General features: G+C 40.6%; 20 protein-coding genes and 1 other RNA gene. 5 read left to right on the forward strand and 16 right to left on the reverse strand.

Annotated elements, in window-relative coordinates; genetic code table 11:
• Window positions 1-198: 198 nt before the first annotated feature.
• Both OM416_RS27575 and OM416_RS27580 read right to left on the reverse strand, forming a co-directional pair.
• On the reverse strand, window positions 199-1,575 hold the full coding sequence (locus tag OM416_RS27575; protein ID WP_264934867.1) for a hypothetical protein: 1,377 nt from the start codon (window positions 1,573-1,575) through the stop codon (window positions 199-201).
• A gap of 297 nt (window positions 1,576-1,872) precedes the next feature.
• Window positions 1,873-2,043: a hypothetical protein gene (locus OM416_RS27580; protein WP_264934868.1), complete on the reverse strand. Its 171-nt coding sequence runs from the start codon at window positions 2,041-2,043 to the stop codon at window positions 1,873-1,875.
• A 169-nt stretch (window positions 2,044-2,212) separates the two neighbouring features.
• Here OM416_RS27580 and OM416_RS27585 point away from each other — a divergent pair, with 169 nt between their 5' ends.
• The 4 genes from OM416_RS27585 (at window position 2,213) to OM416_RS27600 (ending at window position 4,060) form a co-directional block, all read left to right on the forward strand.
• The gene (locus tag OM416_RS27585; RefSeq protein WP_264934869.1) at window positions 2,213-2,551 is read left to right on the forward strand and encodes a sigma factor-like helix-turn-helix DNA-binding protein; all 339 of its coding nucleotides are present in this window, start codon (window positions 2,213-2,215) and stop codon (window positions 2,549-2,551) included.
• A complete protein-coding gene (locus tag OM416_RS27590; RefSeq protein ID WP_264934871.1) occupies window positions 2,503-2,781 on the forward strand; it encodes a hypothetical protein in 279 nt (92 codons plus the stop codon). Before OM416_RS27585 ends, OM416_RS27590 begins: the two co-directional genes overlap by 49 nt.
• 88 nt (window positions 2,782-2,869) lie before the next feature.
• Window positions 2,870-3,337 (forward strand): hypothetical protein, encoded by a 468-nt coding sequence (locus OM416_RS27595; RefSeq protein ID WP_264934872.1) that lies wholly within the window; start codon window positions 2,870-2,872, stop codon window positions 3,335-3,337.
• A gap of 255 nt (window positions 3,338-3,592) precedes the next feature.
• Window positions 3,593-4,060 (forward strand): hypothetical protein, encoded by a 468-nt coding sequence (locus OM416_RS27600; protein ID WP_264934872.1) that lies wholly within the window; start codon window positions 3,593-3,595, stop codon window positions 4,058-4,060.
• Between the two features lie 1,019 nt (window positions 4,061-5,079).
• On the opposite strand, the gene OM416_RS27605 is transcribed toward OM416_RS27600, so the two are convergent.
• Both OM416_RS27605 and OM416_RS27610 read right to left on the reverse strand, forming a co-directional pair.
• Window positions 5,080-6,021 carry a hypothetical protein gene (locus tag OM416_RS27605; protein WP_264934873.1) on the reverse strand — a complete coding sequence of 314 codons (942 nt, stop codon included), beginning with the start codon at window positions 6,019-6,021 and terminating at the stop codon, window positions 5,080-5,082.
• 35 nt (window positions 6,022-6,056) lie between these two features.
• Window positions 6,057-7,049: a copper amine oxidase N-terminal domain-containing protein gene (locus tag OM416_RS27610; RefSeq protein WP_264934874.1), complete on the reverse strand. Its 993-nt coding sequence runs from the start codon at window positions 7,047-7,049 to the stop codon at window positions 6,057-6,059.
• Between the two features lie 190 nt (window positions 7,050-7,239).
• Here OM416_RS27610 and OM416_RS27615 point away from each other — a divergent pair, with 190 nt between their 5' ends.
• A complete protein-coding gene (locus OM416_RS27615; RefSeq protein ID WP_264934876.1) occupies window positions 7,240-7,581 on the forward strand; it encodes a helix-turn-helix domain-containing protein in 342 nt (113 codons plus the stop codon).
• A 41-nt stretch (window positions 7,582-7,622) separates the two neighbouring features.
• On the opposite strand, the gene OM416_RS27620 is transcribed toward OM416_RS27615, so the two are convergent.
• The 12 genes from OM416_RS27620 to tpiA form a co-directional block, all read right to left on the reverse strand.
• A complete protein-coding gene (locus tag OM416_RS27620; protein ID WP_264934878.1) occupies window positions 7,623-7,781 on the reverse strand; it encodes a hypothetical protein in 159 nt (52 codons plus the stop codon).
• Between the two features lie 2 nt (window positions 7,782-7,783).
• Window positions 7,784-7,972 carry a hypothetical protein gene (locus OM416_RS27625; RefSeq protein WP_264934879.1) on the reverse strand — a complete coding sequence of 63 codons (189 nt, stop codon included), beginning with the start codon at window positions 7,970-7,972 and terminating at the stop codon, window positions 7,784-7,786.
• Between the two features lie 37 nt (window positions 7,973-8,009).
• The gene (locus tag OM416_RS27630; protein WP_264934880.1) at window positions 8,010-8,615 is read right to left on the reverse strand and encodes a JAB domain-containing protein; all 606 of its coding nucleotides are present in this window, start codon (window positions 8,613-8,615) and stop codon (window positions 8,010-8,012) included.
• A gap of 159 nt (window positions 8,616-8,774) precedes the next feature.
• Window positions 8,775-9,038, reverse strand: coding sequence for a hypothetical protein (locus tag OM416_RS27635; protein ID WP_264934881.1), 264 nt, complete (start codon window positions 9,036-9,038; stop codon window positions 8,775-8,777).
• Window positions 9,039-9,350: 312 nt separating this feature from the next.
• A complete protein-coding gene (locus OM416_RS27640) occupies window positions 9,351-10,109 on the reverse strand; it encodes a hypothetical protein (RefSeq protein WP_264934882.1) in 759 nt (252 codons plus the stop codon).
• Between the two features lie 154 nt (window positions 10,110-10,263).
• Window positions 10,264-10,628: a transfer-messenger RNA gene (ssrA, locus tag OM416_RS27645) on the reverse strand.
• 590 nt (window positions 10,629-11,218) lie between these two features.
• Window positions 11,219-11,701, reverse strand: coding sequence for an SsrA-binding protein SmpB (smpB, locus tag OM416_RS27650; RefSeq protein ID WP_036674736.1), 483 nt, complete (start codon window positions 11,699-11,701; stop codon window positions 11,219-11,221).
• Between the two features lie 261 nt (window positions 11,702-11,962).
• Window positions 11,963-14,752 (reverse strand): ribonuclease R, encoded by a 2,790-nt coding sequence (gene rnr / locus OM416_RS27655; RefSeq protein ID WP_264934883.1) that lies wholly within the window; start codon window positions 14,750-14,752, stop codon window positions 11,963-11,965.
• 553 nt (window positions 14,753-15,305) lie between these two features.
• Window positions 15,306-15,539, reverse strand: a complete 234-nt coding sequence (secG, locus tag OM416_RS27660; RefSeq protein WP_036616231.1) for a preprotein translocase subunit SecG — start codon at window positions 15,537-15,539, stop codon at window positions 15,306-15,308.
• A 212-nt stretch (window positions 15,540-15,751) separates the two neighbouring features.
• Entirely contained in the window at window positions 15,752-17,038 is a 1,287-nt protein-coding gene (gene eno / locus OM416_RS27665; RefSeq protein WP_062837741.1) for a phosphopyruvate hydratase, read from the reverse strand.
• A 239-nt stretch (window positions 17,039-17,277) separates the two neighbouring features.
• Window positions 17,278-18,822 (reverse strand): 2,3-bisphosphoglycerate-independent phosphoglycerate mutase, encoded by a 1,545-nt coding sequence (gene gpmI, locus OM416_RS27670; RefSeq protein WP_036616224.1) that lies wholly within the window; start codon window positions 18,820-18,822, stop codon window positions 17,278-17,280.
• Between the two features lies 1 nt (window position 18,823).
• Complete coding sequence (tpiA, locus tag OM416_RS27675) at window positions 18,824-19,576, reverse strand: triose-phosphate isomerase (protein ID WP_036616221.1); 753 nt, start codon at window positions 19,574-19,576, stop codon at window positions 18,824-18,826.
• Window positions 19,577-19,590: the final 14 nt, after the last annotated feature.

A 19,590-nucleotide genomic window follows, 5' to 3' on the forward strand; every position in this document is an offset into this window, starting at 1 on the left:
AGATCTCTCCTCGACTGAAGTATTTTGTGGTTGGTTACAAATTCATCATAAGTAAATCTCATCAATCCCGCACCTACTCTTACTTTTCAAAAAAAGTAGTTGCCATTATGAGTTTGAAACTTTATAATATTTATTTTTTTGTGGAGTACAAGAAATAGACAGTAATCTATAGAGATTACTGTCTTCTAAAACTCAAATTCATTTATAAAAATTGCTTTTAGCATCTTCCAAAAAATCATAAATCTCAACATGCAGATGCATTATTTTCTTCATTTCGTCTCGACTGGTTCGTGGTGGAAACCGACTAATAAAATTAGTTAATGCGAAATCTCTTATAAAGCCACTAATAAAGTAATTGGTAGTTAATTCAAATACACGAGACTCTTTCACATCTGACTCGCTAATTTCAGATAAATTCTCTGTACTTTCATTTTCTCGTTCAATATTTAGTATTGAATAATGGTCAATGTACTTTTCTGCATTAAACAAGGACTCACCACTTAAATTAATTATCTTTTCACAGAGAGCATAGAAACATTGTTCCACAAGTGGAATATAAATCAACATGAATTGTAACATGGCAGTATTTATTTTTTCCAACCATTGAGGTAGATCTTCAAAGTCTCCCTTTTCAAATAAAAAGGATACATTACTTGACGAGTTCCCAAATATACCTCGTGCTCTATATTCCCTACTTATATTACTTCTCACTTTCTCAAAATATAAAGTACGAAGTTCAACGAATGGCAATAAATACTTCGTATTAAACAAAATTTTCAGTAATTCTTCAGATAAATCCCCATGTTCATTTGAACTTTTTTCTACTACATCACCTATATCCAAACAGTACTCTCTTTGAAACAAATATATACCTACAAGTTTTTGTTGGAGAGTATATGTATCAAGTACATCACAAAATAACTTGAAAATGATATTGTAAAAATCATCTCTATGTCTGTAAGCATCAAAGAGATGACTTTCCATCCAAGTTACGAAATAAATAAATGGTTCAAGTAATACCGGAATATTAAGCTGTTTTTTAAATAGTTTTTTTGGACTTTTTGAAATCACTTCAATAATTTCAATATCAAACTTTTGTTGTATTTCATCAAGCAAAAGCTCCATAGGTTTTCGTAATAAATGCGAACTATACATGGGGCCTAAGACTTGCTTATGACCAATAGATTTCTCAGAATTTTCATTTATGAGATCGCCCATACTTTTTAAACCCATTTCATTTGAATTACTCAACGCTTCATCTTGCCAATTCCTTTTTACATAACTCATTAATCCTATATATTCTTTTAGGTTATCCTTCAGCCATCTATCCTTTTTCACCCTCTTCTTTATAGTCAACTTCTTCTTAATGACTATTTTCTTCATTTCATTTTTTTTATTCTGACGAACAAACTTTTTTATTTCTTCTGGTAAATAGCGCTTACATAACTCAAAAGCTATTTCGAAAACTTCCTCATCTGACATCTCACTCGGCAAAGCATCATAATTTATTTTGATATTAAACTTTCTTAAGATTTCTTCTCTCTGCATTGGTTCAACAAAATTAAAATACTTCATATCTTCTCTCCTTACCATTGTTATACTCAAGTTATCGGAGGTAGATACGAAGAATGTTAATTGAAACGGGTCATACCTGCGAAGAGTATAAAGAGAAAGTCTATGTTTGATTAGACTTTCTCTTTATATAACTATAGGAATACATTCAGTAGAGAGACCTTTGTACCTTTATCAATTATTGAAAAAATGGATTTTGATAATCTACCGAAATTTTATCTGATGAAGGTACTTGCTGTACGGTTCCTGAATTAGCCACATAGTGAATAAGCAAACTTATGGCTACACATAAGACTCAATTTAATCGTTACGCTGAACAGATTGAATTGCATCGGAAAGCTTCTTTAAAGAGTTATCCAGATTATCTAATCTTTCTCCTATATTGTCTAACATGTAACGTATCAAAATAAAGCATAACGTAACAGGGAAGCCAACGTTAGTTAACAGTGTTACAACATCCACTACCTCCATATCGTTCACCCCCTTCCTCTATCTCTAAGAGTAGGGAACATAAAAATTAAAATTACAACTAAGGAAATAAATGATATAATAAATAAGAACATTTGTTCTTATTTTGGTTGTGAAGTTACCGCTAGATTTTCCCTATATACATAGAATACTTTTGGAAGGGGCACAGAATATGGAGGAGAAACATGAAGTTTATGAACGTTACAAGCGCGAGATTTACCGAATTGGTTGGCGTGTTCAGTACAAAGCAAAAAAGATCCGTAACAAAGAAGATCCTATAAATGATACTATACCTGCCTCTAACAATTTCACAAAATTATCAGATGATAAAATTTGGATTAATCAGTTGATGGAATCACTACCCCAAAAAGGAAAAATGATCATTGATCAAATATATATACAGGGTAGAACAGAAGAAGAAGTTGCACATAACTTACAGATTAGTCAACAGGCGGTGAACAAATGGAAAAGAAAAATGATAACCCAATTATCACAGATCGCGAATTATTAAGACTTATTGAAGCAGCGAAGCAAAAGGATACTCTTGCAATGTTGAAGTTGATTGAGCTATACAAAGAAGATATTGTTCGAATCAGTAACTTCATCTATATGCCTACTGAAGATGCTATATCAGCAATTACGTTAGAATTTTTAGAGAGTATACTAAAGCAAGATGAGAAGTATGATCCAGATTACATTGAAAAAGTTGATACGGATAAAAATTATCATAAGGGGTTGTGAAAGAATCGATAAAAACTCCCTAATATATGAGAAGGAAGTGAAGCGCGCTTAACTCTCTCAGAAAATACAAATTTGGAGGATGATAATTATGGCAACATCTCGTGAGTATGCAACAAGTGTAATTGTAACCCGTCAGGAATTGAGTAAAATGATTTTAGCACAACGGACTGTGTTAGAGTCTGGACGCTTTAAAACGGGTGTAGCTGATAAAGCCGCTATTCTAGCAGGGCTGGGTGGTATTGGAGCTACAGTTTTGGGATTGATCTTCGTAGCAAGCGCCCCAGTGAGTATTGCCGCAGGAGTCGCAGGACTTTCCCTTTCCCTTTTCGGAATCGGAGCAGGTGGTAAAATGGAAGATCTATTGGAGTACGGCATTAAAGGAATGACTGAAATTCTGACTGACATTAATGCTTATGGCAGTCGGTATAGCCAATACCAACTTAAGTTCCCGTTCTTGGAGTATACATTGCAAGATGGCACTGTACTTCGTTTCGTTCAAGGTAAAGGTGTCGTAGAAAGAGCTCGCTCCGGAAGCGGCTGGGAAATCATTAACTAATACCCATATGAGAGTCGTAAAACAAGTAACGACCGCCTTCTACTATGGCTAGAAGGCGGTCGTTTTTCTACTGATTTAGAACTATAAAGATAAGACCACATACGTTTGTGAAATGGATCATCATCAGGTTTAAAAAGATTTTTGTAATCTCCAGAGGAAGGTTGTGAAAGAACCGATAAAAACTCCCTAATATATGAGAAGGAAGTGAAGCGCGCTTAACTCTCTCAGAAAATACAAATTTGGAGGATGATAATTATGGCAACATCTCGTGAGTATGCAACAAGTGTAATTGTAACCCGTCAGGAATTGAGTAAAATGATTTTAGCACAACGGACTGTGTTAGAGTCTGGACGCTTTAAAACGGGTGTAGCTGATAAAGCCGCTATTCTAGCAGGGCTGGGTGGTATTGGAGCTACAGTTTTGGGATTGATCTTCGTAGCAAGCGCCCCAGTGAGTATTGCCGCAGGAGTCGCAGGACTTTCCCTTTCCCTTTTCGGAATCGGAGCAGGTGGTAAAATGGAAGATCTATTGGAGTACGGCATTAAAGGAATGACTGAAATTCTGACTGACATTAATGCTTATGGCAGTCGGTATAGCCAATACCAACTTAAGTTCCCGTTCTTGGAGTATACATTGCAAGATGGCACTGTACTTCGTTTCGTTCAAGGTAAAGGTGTCGTAGAAAGAGCTCGCTCCGGAAGCGGCTGGGAAATCATTAACTAATACCCATATGAGAGTCGTAAAACAAGTAACGACCGCCTTCTACTATGGCTAGAAGGCGGTCGTTTTTTTAAAAATAGAGGGTCTATCAAAACCATGATACTTTGTAAGATAAAAAGACTATAAGAGAAACTGTCGAAGAGAAGCAATTGCAAGTATAGCACTGAAAGCAAGAATAAATACTCCTCTAAACTTAATACTTGTTATTTCAGCCTGATTTAGCTCACGCTTTTTACGGTTGAACGGCCAAGAGTTTGGTGTTATCAAAGCTCTAATTCCAAATATGAACCCAATAATACTTATAACTAGAAAACATATAAAGTAAAACATGTAATCACCCCTTGATGTAGAAATCTCACGAAATCGAAAACATTTCAAGTTACAAAAAAAGAAATGTGTTTTGCAATAGATAAATATCCAACTATAATTTTACCAGATTTAACAATGGAAAGAAACGTAAAAATGTCCTAATATGATGTAAGGTTCTGAACTCGGTATAGGTCAGAATTCCCTATTTATATTATTTTCCGAAATTACTCAATAGCAGATAACTACAGAATTATTCATGTTGTAGTAAATCTAACTAAGTTTTAGGAATAATCACATTCACTAAGACCTTGATTTGGTTCATGAAATGCGCTGGATAAACTACGTTAGCACTGAGTTGCGTAATTTCGCACTCGGATCAAGGATTTCAATATACCTCGAAGCCTTTTAACTGTAAACTGAAGATGCCCGGCATATTAGGCAGTCACTCTAAGCATGTAAATTCCCTGCATCTATCGAGTCCATTTTTCTCACTTAAAGACCTAGAATATATACTTGAATAAGGCTGCAAATAAAGCGCAATTTGAATAACAAATGAGCAAATACATTTTTTCAGAAAAAAAACAGCCGTTTCCCAGTAAAATACCGGAAAACGGATGCACCTTAATCATGTCTTTTTTTACTGTCTACTTTAGAGGGTTATTACCAATTAGAATGGCTTTAAGAAGAGATTACTATTGTAATCTCCATTTCTTTTAATGCTTTACATTTAGCTTTGAAATTACATATCTATACTCATTTCCGGTCTTTACCTTTTTAACAGTAGCATTAACACGACTTATAATGTCTTCACTCGGATCTTCAGGATCATACAGATGACCGCTTATTCTAAAACTACTTCCACCCATATCATATAAGGCATCGGCTTTAACATAAAATACTCTTTCACCATCAGAACCGTCGAAGATATAGCCCTTTCCGTTATAGTTAGAATCTTGTATAGAACGATGATTTTTAAACTTTATATTAAAATATTTTAAAATTGATTTTTCCACTTCCGACTTCGATATATAAAGCTTTCCCTTAGAAGAACTTATTCTTGAATTAAAATTGTTAATATAATTATGCCAAATTCCAAAACGAATGAGTTCTGAGTTGCTAACTTTCTTAGCATCGAAATTGTATAGCTTCAGTTCAGTGAGATTACTGAGTAGTATACCCATTTTTTTTATTTCAGCGTTACTTAAATTCACTTTTTTATTGAGCTTAAATGTTCCTTGTGGGAATGAATAGTCTGATGTTTCTTTTCCTGACCATGTCAATGTGACAGTTTCATTTTTGACACTTATAGTCATTTGCCCGTTGTTATACTCATCTTTGTATTTAAAAGAAGCTGTTCCCTTAGCATTAAAAGTTGTCAAGCCAGTTATGAAACTACTTCTGTATCTCCCACTTCCCTCCAGGTAGCTAGCTCTACTATCGTTGATTGGTAAGTAATAGTCGTTAGTTGCCTCTATTTCTAATTTGTTACCTTTGTTTTTCATAGTTAGATTCATTTGATTTAATCCATAAGATCCAATATCGTACTCGTCGCTCCAATTGCCTGTATAATTGTTAGCAGCAAAAGATGGCTGTACAGTAAACTGCAACATTATAACGCATAGTACTACATAACAAGTAATTACTTTCTTCTTCATTTTAATTCTCCTTCAAATTCAATTTATAATTAATATTATCCGACTGATCCATCTGGTTTAAAACTTGTCTCCATTAACCACTGCCATTCCTCTAAAACTTTTAATTCTCTAGCACTAAGATCTTCTAATACAGCTATCCTCATAACTCCTACTTGATTTCCCTTAAAAGAAACAATGCTTAAAACCTGATCTCCCTTATTCTCTTCAACAATCGTGTATAGCTTATCTACAACGCCAGGAGATTCTTCTCTCACATCATCCGATATTAAATTTGTTCTATATAAGTAATCCTCATAAGATTCATCTAGAACCAGTCCTTCATCATCAGAGTACGATGATAACATGTAATCAGAGTACGAATTGATTTTGAGATGTTTACTCTCATAAAAAATAGTTTCTACGGTTTCATCCTCCTTTTGAATAACTAAAGGATCTCCCCATGATAGATTGTAATTCATTTTATATCCGATAGCCTGATCTAAATAAGTTCCGTGTTTATTTGAAACTTTTACTGTGTAATTGTTTTCATACCACCGCTCTCCTAATCCACCGTAGTAGAATACTATACGCTGATTGACCTGATCCCATTTACTCCTTAGGTCAAATCCCGCTGTAAGAGTGCGAACCGGTATCCATACACTTGAGTCTATAATTAGAGGTGCTATGCCTATTTCCTTTAGTTTATTATTAACAAAAATCGTATTATTCTCTAAGCTAGTTGTTAACTTAACATTATCAATTGTTATTTCAACTTTCTTCTGTGTTGGGTCAAACTCTATTAGGCCACCTAAATGCCTCACTATATTTTTGGCTGGAACATATACAACCCCCTTATACATTATAGGAGAATATTTTGGGTTAGATCCTATCAATATACTCCCCCCATTGACCAACATTTTTGGATTCCCGACCTGGATAATAAATTGTTTCCCTATGTTTTGATTTATATCCGATGCATGTATTGGTTGCACAAAGAATAAAAAAACAAAGAATATACAGATTGAGAATAACATTTTTCTTAAATACAATTTTGCCTACCTCCTAAACTGAATTTATTTAATGGAATATATTTCAATGCACATACTAATTATAGGTAATATGACTCACCTTTTCAACGCTTTTAGTAACTTTAAAAAATAACGTATATAGCACGTTGAGCGAGAGGTACAATACTATTATCGTTTCCTTAAAGTAATTCATAGGAAACAGGTGGTATATATGAGTGAAATTAACGCACTTGTTGGAGAGAATATAAGGAAATTTCGGCAGAGTAGAGGTTTAAGCCAAGAAAGGCTCGCTCTAAGAGCTGGTATGAATACCTCCTACCTGGGTCAAATAGAGCGTGGTGAAAAAAGTCCTACTATAGTTGTAATAGATAAAATTGCAACATCTCTGGCAATAGAAATTAAAGACATTTTTGAGTTAGATACTAGACACGAGAGTGAAAGTAACGACTTTACTGATAAAATTGCTTACGAACTTAGTGGACGCTCGATCCAAGAGCAAGAAGATATTTATCACTTTGTCCTTCAACTCTTAATATTCAAAGATAAAAAATAAAGAGAAGTAGCATTTACGCTACTTCTCTTTTTATAGGATACTTACTGTTTTCTCATGGCGGATTTATCCCTATTATCAGGTTTTTCATCATACTTATCCTTCAAGTCTTTTGCCGTCTTGAATATATTAAAACTATTTTCTATCGTTAGATAGATAGCATCAGAGGCAGCATTTTGAGCCTCTTTCCAATGAATTTTCATTATTAACACCTTCCTAATTCAATTTTCTTTAAAACTGATATCCCACCACTAGCTCCTATGAGATAACCTAGGGCTGTTCCAGCACCCGGTAAAATTATCGTTCCTATTGCAGCCCCAGCTGCCCCTCCTACTAGTACTCCAACTCCGACTTGCACAGTGTCTATAATCAATGATTCTGGGGTCTTATTCAAAATTTTCACCTCCCTTCATGAATCAGAAGAAATACAGTCAGATATGTCCGTGTTCTTTCAAACTGTAATAAGAATTCCCACCTAATATCAGATGATCCAATACTTCAATACCAACAATCTCACCCACGTCTACTAATCGTTTAGTTATCTTAATATCCTCTTCAGAAGGTGTGGAATCTCCGCTAGGATGATTATGAACACAAATGAGAGAAGCACTGCAATGTCGAATAGCTGCATTAAAAACTTCTCTAGGATGGACTATCGCTGCGTTGAGCGAACCTATTGATATAATCTCTTTATGAATTATTTTGTTCTTGCTGTTTAGAAAAACACATATGAAGTGCTCTTTTGTTACAAATTTATACTCAGAGATAAGATAGCCCACCAAGTCTCTTGGAGACCGTACTATATAATCTTTGAGTTCTTGTTTATGTAACTCCTCAAAAAGACTTATCATCGAGATTATCTTTTTTGCTTGACACTCTGGCAGCCCTATCCTATTCTCTAGCTCTAACTGTGATGTGCTTAAAAATTCAAAAAGAGTAGAATATTTCTCTGATAAATCATTTAAGAATTGAGTACTCGGCTTCACCATTAATACTTCTGAAAATAGAGCCTTTATTTCTTCATTGAGAATTCCCATAACATCACTCCTACATAGAATAGAAAACTAAAAAGGCGTGCAATAAGCACGCCTTTTATCGATCTAACACTATAATATATATTCATTATGTTTTAATTTCCGAATTGTAGATCCTCTAAACCAATATAGTCTTTCGGTACAAAATCTCTAGAGTTTGTCCTAATTCATTTGTACCCAATCTCTCATAACCAGTAAGTCAGGTTTAATATATTCTCTCTCTTTTCTATAGTGACCATGGCTGATACGATAAATTTCTTTTTGACAAGTACGATCTTTTAACCATTTTGTTACATATCCCTCTGGATCAACAACATGACACATGGTTTTAAGATGATCTCTCAATTGGCTAGGTGTAAAGATGTTCCTTTGATTTACAAAGTCAGTAAGATAAACATCTTTAATATAAAAATTATCTTCTCTCACAAAAGCACAACCTCTCATAATTAATTTAGCTTTTCATTCTTATGTTCTTGTCCTATAGATAGTCTCCTATTTCAACACCTCAAATGTTGATATTATCTAAATAAAATCTTATCACCTCAAAAAAAAGAGTTTTCTCATCCTCGCAATCCACAATGTCTACTAAGAATATTTCTTTTTCAGCATCCAAAATGACCACCTCACCAATTTAGTCACTTTACACCTATAATATGCTGCTTACTTGACCTGTAGATTTGACCTCACTATCAATAAAACCGACAGTAGTTAACTACTGTCGGTTTTATTTTTGAAAGATTAAATTTTATTAAATAAGTTCTGTAACTTATCCATGACATCTATATCATCCACGACTTTTGTTAAATATCTTTTCCATTTATCATATGTAACTTGATTAGGCTTTAGCGAATTATTTACTCTTATATTGGGATGTTCCCCATTATAGTCAATTTCAAATAATAGATACGCATCTCTGGTATATTTCCTACCTTGTTTAATTCCAAGGTTTATCAACTTAATTTGTTTATCAAGCGGCTTCCATTCTATCATGTGTCGATACTCAGAGATCTTTATGGAACTCTCTTTCTCATTCCATACTCCACCTTTATAATAGAGAATCTGTTCTTCTTCTCCATACTGCCAAAAATCTAATATTTGTATGCGGCTACTCGATTTGTCACGAAGCTCTCCGAATCTTATAACGTTTACTCCAAAACATGTATCCTTCTCTAATAATTCCATAAGTCTTTGACAATTCTCCAATAGCCTTTCATCTGCAAGTTTCATTAAGGCAACTACTTGATAAAAAGATTCTTGGGGTATTAATTTCTCCTGGCTATATTGGTGGTTTATCCAATTAGGAATAATGAATCCATCTGAAGATGAGAAAATCATACGAAATGCTTTTTTCCCTTTTTCATTGTAGCATTCAATCTGATAGCGATACTTATCAAACCACTGTTTTACGTTTTTCTCATCCCCATCTGTCGTTCTTACTTCTTTAACGTAATTTTTTATAAGGCTAAAGCTCGAGTTTTCTGTCCTAAATTCAATCATTAATGTTCCAACTCCCAATAAAATAATAGCAAACCTAAATAGACATTATGTCTACAACATCATCGATATAAGCACTATAGAAATCTAGGGTCTATATTTTGTCTATAATTTTTACCTTTACAAGTAAAAAACCCGCTCTATGAGCGGGTTTTTAGAATGGAGGCGAGGGGAGTCGAACCCCTGTCCGAAGATAACGACACATAAGCTTCTACGGGTGTAGTCACAGTTTTGATGTCACCCGAGTATCGCCCCGTAACCGGCTATACTTTGGGTCAGCCTGATTGTCTTCTTCAGCACACCCCAGGCGGAGATGTGACAGCGTATCCCACTACTTGTTAGCCCCTAATCCTGTCACATGGGCGATGCAGGTTAGAAGCACGCACACAGTTTCTTAGGCTGCGAAAGCGTAGTTTGTTTGTTGTTTGCCGTTTAATAGGCTTTAGCGTTGATGAAGCGGACGCGTCCCCACTACCCGCTACCCATGCTCGAACTATCCCCGTCGAATCCATAAACGCCCCCTCAATGAAGAAGGGCTCCAGGATTAATCCGTGAATACGGAGCAAAGGTGCTGCACATCTTTTTCCTCCAAGGTAAAAAGATGCTTCTTTCAAACTCGGCATTCCTGTCTGCTACATGAGTAATCATAACACAGGACACATCACCGAAATAGTACAGATTGCTGGAAGACATTCCAGCAGGTTGAGCATGTGTACAAGGTTATCCAATACAACAGGCTCAATCGTCTACATATTATACCGCGTCGCCAATCGGAAGTAAAGTTTACCCAGATCCGATCACGAACAACTGTACCTAAGTATCTTACCCACTACCCTGACAAACTACGCAACAGCTGATAATTTAGATTCATCACCGTACTAAGCTCCATATCCTTAGCAGTTTTCTTAGTAACACATTAATAAAAAACCAGTTCACTTCACACTTCAGCAACTCACATCAAATTACCTTCCCCAAATACAAATAAAAAAAGCCTCAGGCTTGCCCGTTGTAGGACAAACCTTGAGACTCCTTAACTCGTACAACACTCTTCCTAGCTCCATACGAGAACTAACTTACACCTAAGATGCAGCTTTCCACGCCCAGCGCTCCACTTAACGCGCAACCTTCTGCTTCTCGCGCAGTACCCGTTGGATATCACGTTGAGCATCGCGCTTCGCGGCAGTCTCCCGTTTATCATACTGTTTCTTACCTTTACCCAGTCCGAGCAAAAGCTTCGCATAACCGTTGCGGATATAGATCTTCAGCGGCACTATGCTGTATCCGTCCTGTTTCGACAGCCCGAGCAGCTTGTGAATCTGCACTTTATGCATCAGCAACTTGCGCGTGCGTGTTGGATCGAGCGGATTATTTCGGTTCCCTTGTTCAAAAGGACTAATATGCATATTGTGAATATGAATCTCACCGTTACGAATCGTGGCAAATGCATCACCAATATTCGCACGGCCGTTGCGAAGAGATTTGATCTCCGTTCCGGTAAGCACCATGCCCGCTTCATACGTATCTTCAATGAAGTAGTCATGGGAAGCCTTTTTATTCTGTGCGAGCACTTTACTCTGTCCATCATTCTTGCCCATGTCCTCACTCCTTCTCCGTAAAATAAGCCGGTACCATGCTCTATAGCAGCGCACCCAATGTTGCACCAAGGTACCACGTGCCAGACCTTAATTGTAGCAAGTACGGCTGTTAAAATCAAGAAAGAGGCGACCTCTGCCGCCCCTCCTCATTACACCACTTTCAGACTGTGCGAAACAACATACACCTGAAGTGACTATCTCACTAACACTTAACTTGGAGGAACTAATTGCAGTCCAGTTCTCCAAGTGACTGTAGCGTTATTATTTTTTCTTTTTCCGTACAAAAGCTGCCGTGCCGTTACCAGCTGCACCTTTGCTTTTCTTCCGCTTGCGTCGTGGTGCTCCGCCTTCCTGAGCACCCCCAGGAGTTGCGTTTTCTCCGATAAATACGCCGCTCGGTGAAGTGTTCTTGCGTCCACTTCCGCCTTTGCCACCTTTACCGCCGCCCTTGCCGGACTTGAAGCTTCCTTCACTACGACCGCTGCCGCTGTTCAGGCCACTTCCTTGTCCACTCGTTGAACCACTATCCGATCCACCCGATGTAGAGCTATAGCCACCTTTACCTGAGCCAAAACCAAAGCTCACCGCGCCTTTGCCCCGACCAGTTGATCCGCCAGCATCACCAGCACGACGCTCACCTTTAGGCTTGCCGCCGCCTTTACCTGCGTAGCCACCGGATGAGCCTGCGCCTGCACTCGCTGCTCCACTGCGACCGCCACGTCCACCTTTGCTGCTCTCTTCCGTTGATCTGCCACCACGGTTGGCTCCAGCAGCGGATGAGCCGCCTTTGCCGCCACGCGAACCGCTGAATCCACCTGGTCCACCCTTGGCACCGCCGCGTCCGCCGCCGCTACCTGGACGTCCACCTTTACCGCCACGTCCGCCACCGAAGCCACCAGGACGTTCACCACGAGGTTTCATATCCACCATTTCAAAATCAATCGTATACTCTTCCATGCTTACACGTGCCACACGAATCTTCACTTCATCACCGATGCGGAAGACTTTCGAGGTACGTTCACCAATCAGAGCCATGTGCTGATCGTCAAAATGGTAATAGTCGTCCGTGAGGGCGCTCAGGCGAATCAGACCTTCAACCGTGTTCTCCAGTTCAATGAACATACCGAAGCTGGTCACACTGCTGATCATGCCTTCGAACTCTTCGCCTACTTTATCGAGCATATACTCAGCTTTCTTCATCTTCTCTGTATCCCGTTCAGCTTCTACCGCTACACGCTCACGTTCCGAAGACTGCTGCGCAATATCGGACATCCGTGCTGCCAAATACTCCTGACGGTTCTCTGGCAAAGCACCATTATTCTCAATCACTTCGCGAATCACCCGGTGAATGACGAGATCGGGATAACGACGAATTGGAGACGTAAAGTGACTATAAAATTCTGCCGCCAGGCCAAAGTGACCCGACATTTCGGAATCATACTTCGCCTGTTTCATGGAACGCAGCATCATCGTACTAATCACGGTTTGTTCTTTTGTTTCTTTGATATCCTCAAGCAACGATTGAAGTGCCCGTGGATGAATTGCGTTGCCACGTCCTTTGACTTGGTGTCCGAAATTCGCCGCAAAGGCGAGGAAATTTTGCAGTTTTTCCTGGTCCGGGTCTTCGTGCACACGATAGATGAACGGAACCTTCAACCAGTGGAAATGCTCTGCCACTGTTTCGTTGGCTGCCAACATGAACTCCTCAATGATTTGCTCCGCAATCGAACGCTCCCGTTTCACGATATCCACCGGTTTGCATTCTGCGTCCACAATGATTTTGGATTCTTCAAAGTCAAAGTCAACCGCACCACGGCGCATACGCATAGCACGCAGCTTCAAGGCGATCTCTTTCATCAGATGGAAATCGTCCACCAGATCCTTATAACGCTCGAGCAATTCTGGCTCTTCACCTTCAAGGATTTTGCGAACGTTGGAATACGTCATCCGCTCTTTGGTTTTGATTACACTCGTGAAAATATCATGTTTCACAACCTTCATCTGGTCGTTAAACTCCATCTCACAAGACAAAGTCAAGCGGTCTACTTGTGGGTTCAAACTACAGATCCCGTTGGACAGACGCTGTGGCAACATTGGAATAACCCGGTCTACCAAATACACACTGCATCCGCGATTATAAGCTTCCTGATCCAGCTTGGAATTCTCCTGTACATAATAGCCAACATCGGCAATATGAACACCCAGACGGTAGTTCCCGTTAGGCAGCTTCTCTACGTTAACAGCGTCATCCAGATCCTTGGCATCTTCGCCATCAATCGTAACAATGTTAAGTCCACGCAGATCACGGCGCCCCTGTTGTACAATCTCTTCATCCGTGATGGAGTCTGGTGCTTTCTCCGCCTCTTCTACCACTTCATCCGGGAAAGCTTCAGGCAGCTGATGCTTGCGAATAACGGACAAAATATCAATACCCGGCTCATCCTTGTGACCGAGAATCTCGATCACTTCACCCTCAGCTGCGGCACGACCCTCTGGGTAGCTAACGATCTTTGCTACGACCTTCTGTCCATCAACAGCCCCTGCAAAGTTAGTACGTGGGATGAAAATATCGCGATTAATCCGTTTGTCATCGGGAATGACGAAGCCGTACACTTCATGGCTTTGGAATACACCAACCACTTGTGTCACAGCGCGAGTAACAATACGAACGATCTCACCCTCCAGGCGACCTCCAGAAGGTCCTTGCGATGTTACTTTAACCAATACCGTGTCACCATTCATCGCACTCTTCATATCATTGGCGTGAATATACACATCCGGGTGCTCCCGATCCTCAGGAATGAGGAAAGCAAACCCTTTGGCGTGAGCTTGTAAACGTCCACGTACCAAATCCATGCGCTCTGGCATACCATAGCGATTGTTACGGGTCAACAAAACTTTACCGGATTCCTCCAGCGTATTAAGCATAATCAAAAAGGCTTTGAAATCAGCTGCATCTTCGATCCCGAAGTGCTGTTCCAACTCCTGATAAGTCATCGGTTTATAAGCGGTTTCCCGCATGAAGTCGAGCAATTGTTGTTCTGTTATCATTAATATATTCACCTCGGGAAACATAAAAGTGTAATCAAGTCTCATCTCTTTATGTATCGGAATCCTTACCGTTTTCATGCAATACCATGTCACTGTCGTGAAGAGTGTAGTCGTGAACCATACTATCTCATACCCTAGTATACACGAATTCAATCCGGCCCATCCGTACCTCGCAAAAAAACCACAGTTGCCGGGCGCTCCTCTAAAGTCACGCTTTCACGTATCTCTACAGACATTTTATGCGATACAAGTGCTGTACGCATCTATAAAACGACCATATCCGAAAATATTTGTACACATGACATTCATTATAAGGAGTAAGTTCGCGTAACGAATAAGCGAGGGACATACCATACATGATAGGGGTGTGTTGCACACTAAGGAAGGAAAACCGAACAGAAGTGAGAAGAAGACCGAAATCATGGAGTCTATATATCGTTGGAAAAGTTTGGACGCGTAAGAATTTATTAAAAAACCCCCGTTTCTTCACGAAACGAAGGTTCATCAATTAAGCCATTAGCTTAAGCTATTCATTGCACAGCGGATCCAAATCTTATTTGGAAACAACCGTAACAACAATAGACAAAATCATAAATCCTGCACCCAGTACCACCGTTGCACGTTGCAGGAAGAGATCCAATCCGCGCGCTTTCGTTTTACCGAAAAGATGTTCCGCACCACCGGAGATGGCACCCGCCAAACCAGCGCTTTTCCCGTGCTGCAGCAATACTACAGTGATTAGACCGATCGAGAAGACAACGAGCAGCAATTTCAAAGCAATATCCATTCTTTCCACCTCCTACCCATGTGGGCATAACATCTCACCATAAAAACAGTTACTTTAATTGTAACATAGCTATTGTTGTGATACAAGTAGTGCAATTCATGCAATTCCCCAAATTTCACCATCTACGTGATCTGCACGATATACCATTACTCTGTTTCAATAAAAAAGACAAGCCGGTTACCCGGCTTGTCCGTGAAAGCTGGATATCCAGCTTATTTTTTAAGGTTGTAGAATCCTTTAAGACCATTGTATTGAGCCAATTCACCCAGTTGATCTTCAATGCGAAGCAATTGGTTGTATTTTGCAATACGGTCTGTACGGGAAGGAGCACCCGTTTTGATTTGACCCGCGTTAGTTGCAACAGCGATGTCAGCGATTGTGCTGTCTTCGGACTCACCGGAACGGTGGGAGATTACAGCTGTGTATCCTGCACGTTTAGCCATTTCGATTGCATCGAATGTTTCAGTCAATGTACCGATTTGGTTAACTTTGATCAGGATGGAGTTACCGATACCTTCGTCGATACCTCTACCCAGACGCTCAGTGTTCGTTACGAACAAGTCATCACCAACGAGTTGTACTTTGTCTCCCAATTTCTCAGTGAGCAATTTCCAACCATCCCAGTCATCTTCGGACATACCGTCTTCGATTGTGATGATTGGGTATTTCTCAACCCATGAAGCCAGAAGGTCAACATACTCAGCGGAAGTGTAAGATTTACCTTCGCCAGCAAGTGTGTACTTACCATCTTTGTAGAACTCAGTGGAAGCAACGTCCATACCCAGGAATACGTCAACGCCTGGTTTGTAACCTGCTTTTTCAATAGCTTCGATGATTGTAGTGATTGCTTCTTCGTTCGAACCAAGGTTTGGTGCGAAACCACCTTCGTCACCTACAGCTGTGTTCAAGCCTTTGGAGCTCAATACGGATTTCAGGTTGTGGAAGATTTCCGCACCTACGCGAAGAGCTTCTTTGAAGCTTGGTGCTCCAACTGGAAGAACCATAAACTCTTGAACGTCGATGTTGTTGTCAGCATGCTCACCACCGTTGATGATGTTCATCATTGGTACTGGCAGTGCTTTAGCGTTGAATCCACCCAAGTAAACGTACAATGGCAGGTCCAAAGCGTCAGCAGCTGCGCGAGCTACTGCCATGGATACAGCCAGGATTGCGTTAGCACCCAGTTTACCTTTGTTTGGCGTACCATCCAAAGTAATCATCAATTTGTCGATACCCAGTTGATCCAATGCATCCATACCGATAACTTCTGGAGCGATTGTTTCGTTTACGTTTTTAACAGCTTGCAGAACGCCTTTACCGAGGTAACGGGATTTGTCACCATCGCGAAGCTCAACTGCTTCGTGGGCACCAGTGGATGCACCGGATGGAACGATTGCGCGTCCGATTGCGCCGGACTCCAGGTATACTTCAACTTCTACTGTAGGGTTACCGCGGGAGTCGAGGACTTCGCGAGCGTACACGTCAGAAATAATAGTCATTTGTGATAATCTCCTTTATAGTTGGGATTTAATTTTGGGACCAACTTGTGTTTGCCCTTATTTCACTACGTCAGCAGAATCGTCTTCTGATCACTGTTATCCCCTGATTTCTTTGAACTTATTTTCGTAAGTTGAAATCATGTGATAAAGGCGAGCGCTTCGCTTCTTCAGACTATTTCTGCTGCCTTCGTTCAATGTGCAAACGCCAAACCGCCCAATTATATATGTTGTTGCGTAACTTATTTACGGGTAGCGATGACCGATGTACCTGTCATCTCAGCCGGTTTAGGCAATTGCATCAGGTCAAGGATTGTTGGCGCGATATCCGCCAGGATTCCGCCTTCACGCAAGGTTACATTTGCATCGGTGACGATAAATGGAACTGGGTTCGTAGTATGAGCTGTGAACGGACGTCCCTTCTCATCGAACACCATATCCGCGTTACCGTGATCCGCAGTGATCAGTACAACACCGCCTTTGGCAAGTACTGCATCCACAACACGGCCCATGCACTCATCTGTTACTTCAACCGCTTTGATGGTAGGCTCCAGCATGCCGGAGTGTCCAACCATGTCAGGGTTAGCAAAGTTCAGAATGATGGCGTCATGTTTGTCTGCTTCGATCTCGCGAACACATGCATCAGCCACTTCATACGCGCTCATCTCCGGTTGCAGGTCATACGTTGCAACTTTTGGTGAGTTGATCAGTACGCGGGTTTCGCCCGGAAGCTCCACATCACGACCGCCGCTGAAGAAGAAGGTAACGTGCGGGTATTTCTCCGTTTCTGCAATACGCAGTTGTTTTTTATTGTTCTGTACCAGAACTTCACCCAGCGTGTTGTCGAGGTTTTTCGGCGAATAAGCCACATAACCTTCAACCGTCTCACTGAACAAAGTCAAGCATACAAAGTGCAAGCCCACTGGGAACTTCGGACCACGATCGAAACCGCGGAAATCCTGGTTCGTGAACACTTGCGACAACTGGATCGCACGGTCAGGACGGAAGTTGAGGAAGATAACGGAATCGCCGCTCTCTACCAGACCTACCGGCTCACCATCCGCTTTGACGATAACCGTTGGTTCAACGAATTCATCAAATACGGATTTCTCATACGATTCTTCAACCGCTTTGAGTGGATCAGTGTATTTTGGTCCATCTCCATAAACGATGGCGCGGTATGATTTCTCAACCCGTTCCCAACGTTTGTCACGGTCCATCGCGTAATAGCGACCTTGAACCGTTGCGATTTTACCTACACCAACTTCTTCAATCTTGGCGATCAGTTTCTGCATGAAGTCTTTACCACTGTCTGGCATAACATCACGGCCATCCATGAAAGCATGAATATATACATCATTCATTCCTTCTTTTTTAGCCAGATCCAGCATAGCAAACAGGTGGTCGATGTGACTATGTACGCCGCCATCGGACAACAAGCCGTAGAGATGAAGCTTTTTGCCGCTTTGTTTCGCTTCGCGAACAGCTTTGACAAGTGTTTCATTGTCGTAGAACTCGCCGTCACGAATGGATTTGGAGATACGGGTCAAATCCTGGTATACGATCCGGCCGGCACCAATGTTCAGGTGACCTACCTCGGAATTTCCCATTTGCCCTTCTGGCAAACCTACTGCTTCACCGCAAGCAGTGAGTGTTGTATGTGGGAATTGGCTCATGAAACGGTCATAGTTCGGTTTTTTGGCTTGCGCTACCGCGTTGCCTTCCACCGTGTTACGCAGACCAAAGCCATCCATGATGATCAGTGCTACAGGTTTTGGAGCTGTCATCTTACTTCGCCCCCTCAACAAGCGCGATGAACGAAGCCGGCTGCAAGCTGGCACCGCCAACAAGCGCGCCGTCGATGTCGCTTTGTCCGAGGTATTCTGTTACGTTTTCCGGTTTAACACTGCCGCCGTATTGAATACGAACTGCATTCGCTACCGTCTCGTTGTACAGATCCTTCACCAGCGTACGGATGTAAGCAATAACTTCATTCGCATCTTGGGAAGTGGAGGATTTGCCTGTACCAATCGCCCAGATTGGCTCATAAGCGATAACAACTTGTGCCGCTTGCTCTGCAGACAGACCTGCAAAAGCAGCTACTGTTTGCACTTTGCATACGTCTTTTGTTTGGTTCGCTTCACGCTCTTCAAGCGTCTCACCAAGGCAGAAGATTGGAGTCAATCCGTGACGGAATGCTGCATGCAACTTTTTATTGACAGTCTCATCGGTTTCCGCAAAATATTGACGGCGCTCCGAGTGACCAATAATGACGTAATCCACACCCAGGTCTTTCAGCATTACGCCGCTGATTTCACCTGTGAATGCACCGTTGTCTTCAAAATGAAGATTTTGTGCACCAATTTTGATGTTTGTGCCTTTAACGGCTTCTACCAGGGATGGCAGATTTGTAAACGGTGCGCAGATTACAGTCTCCACGCCTTCAACTTCCGCTTTTCCTTTAACTTCCTGAATGAAGTCATTGGATTCGGAAACCGTTTTGAACATTTTCCAGTTACCTGCGATAATCGGTGTTCTCATGGGTTTCAACTCCT

Source organism: Paenibacillus sp. LS1 (genome assembly GCF_026013365.1).
In the GTDB taxonomy this organism is placed as follows: domain Bacteria; phylum Bacillota; class Bacilli; order Paenibacillales; family Paenibacillaceae; genus Paenibacillus.